Origin of the sequence: Steroidobacter sp. (genome assembly GCF_016790065.1) — a bacterium.
Lineage (GTDB): Bacteria > Pseudomonadota > Gammaproteobacteria > Steroidobacterales > Steroidobacteraceae > Steroidobacter.
Window position 1 is genome coordinate 1 of the sequence record NZ_JAEUPY010000294.1, and the last position, 1,537, is coordinate 1,537.

The 1,537-nt window shown below is 63.5% G+C and carries 3 protein-coding genes; all 3 read left to right on the forward strand.

The window, feature by feature from the left end; all coding sequences use genetic code 11:
* Window positions 1–188 (forward strand): spore coat protein U domain-containing protein (locus tag JNL55_RS12510; protein ID WP_293853309.1); only part of this gene is annotated, 188 nt, incomplete at its 5' end.
* 16 nt (window positions 189–204) lie between these two features.
* Window positions 205–765: a spore coat U domain-containing protein gene (locus JNL55_RS12515; RefSeq protein ID WP_293853311.1), complete on the forward strand. Its 561-nt coding sequence runs from the start codon at window positions 205–207 to the stop codon at window positions 763–765.
* A 5-nt stretch (window positions 766–770) separates the two neighbouring features.
* Window positions 771–1,537, forward strand: a 767-nt coding sequence (locus JNL55_RS12520) for a molecular chaperone (RefSeq protein ID WP_293853314.1), incomplete at its 3' end; no start/stop codon positions are given.

The following is a 1,537-nucleotide window of genomic DNA, read 5'->3' on the forward strand; positions in this document are numbered from 1 at the left end:
GGTTGTTCACTCAACCCAACGGGGGCGGCGTCGAGTACACGGTCGGCGGTAGCGCCCTGAATTTGTCGGCCACTGTGCCGGGTGCTGGCGGCACGTTCGATTTGCCCATCTACGGCGTGATTGCTCCGCAAGCGGGACTCACCGCCGGTAGCTACAACGACCTGGTCAGCGTAACGCTGACCTTCTGAGAAGTGGTGAGCGCCGATGCATCGAGGTGCACACAATCAAATGGAAGCGGTCGCGATGCTGGCGCTTGCCTGTGCGCCCGTCGGATCGAGCTCGGTAGCGGCGGCGCAGGCCGCGCCTACCACGGGAGTACTGCAGGTGACGGCACGCATAGAAAGCGGCTGTCGTGTCGCAGGGCAGTCGCAGGCCACAGGCGTGGATTTCGGTGAGTTGGACTTCGCTGCCCACCCCTCTTTGTTCAGGCAACCGCTAACGGCACGATCGCAGCTCTCTATGGGTACGCTGCGGTTGCAGTGTGTCGGCGTCCTGTCCGCCAATGTTTCCATTGGCGTCGGGATGCACGCCACCGGCAGTCAGCGGCGACTGATGAGCGGCACGCACCATGTTCCTTACGACTTGTACGCGGACAGTGCGGGCTTGGAGCCGTTCGCTGGCAACACGCCACGTGGTGTAGCGATCTCGGCGACCGGCGCATTGGCGGTCGTCGACCTACCGGTGTTCGGGCGAGTCCCTGCTACGGTGGGTGGCTATTCGCCAGGCAACTATCAGGACAGTGTGCAAGTCACGGTGAGCTGGTGATGGTCATGATGCTAAGAGTTCTCGTGATCGCGGCGGCTTACGCGCTACAGTTCCTGATGTTTGTGCCAGCGGCGTTCGCGGGCACTGCCGTGCTCATCTGGCCACTCGATCCGACCATCGAAGCGGGACGGAAGGCCGGCACGCTGTGGCTGGAGAATGTCGGTAAGGCGCCCGTCACTTTGCAGATCCGTGTGCTCGCTTGGGAGCAGCGTGACTTCAATGACAGCTACGCCGCGCAGAGCCATGTCATCAGCACGCCGCCGTTCACCACTATCGCTCCAGGCAAGAAACAACTGGTGCGGCTCACGTTGACCGCGCCGCTGGCCGCTGGCGAGGAGCGTGCGTTTCGCATCCTGGTGGACGAGATTCCGTCGCCGCAGTCAGCGGGCGGCGTTGGCTTGCGAGTGCAGATGCGTTACTCACTGCCGCTGTTCGCCTATGGCCATGGGTTGTGGCGCAAGGATGAGGGGCGAGTTTCCGGCGCCGAGCGCGCGCGGCCGGCGTTGTCATGGCAACTGGTTGAGGAGGGTGACTCGCGGTACATGCAGATTCGCAATTCCGGCTCCGGCCACGCTCGACTGAGTCAGGTGCGGCTAGTCAATCAGTCACGCACGGTGCCCACTCCCGACGACCACTCGATCGACATCGCGCCGGGATTGCTCGGGTATGTGCTGCCGGGCCAAGTCATGCGCTGGCCGGTGCCAGCCGGTGAGCTATCCGGCCGACAACTACAGGCACAACTGGAAACCAATGCGCCGCCGGTGACGCTGTC

Excerpts from the sequence above, each read along its gene's own strand:
- JNL55_RS12515 (WP_293853311.1), top strand. The coding sequence starts at position 205 with ATGCATCGAGGTGCACACAATCAAATGGAAGCGGTCGCGATGCTGGCG.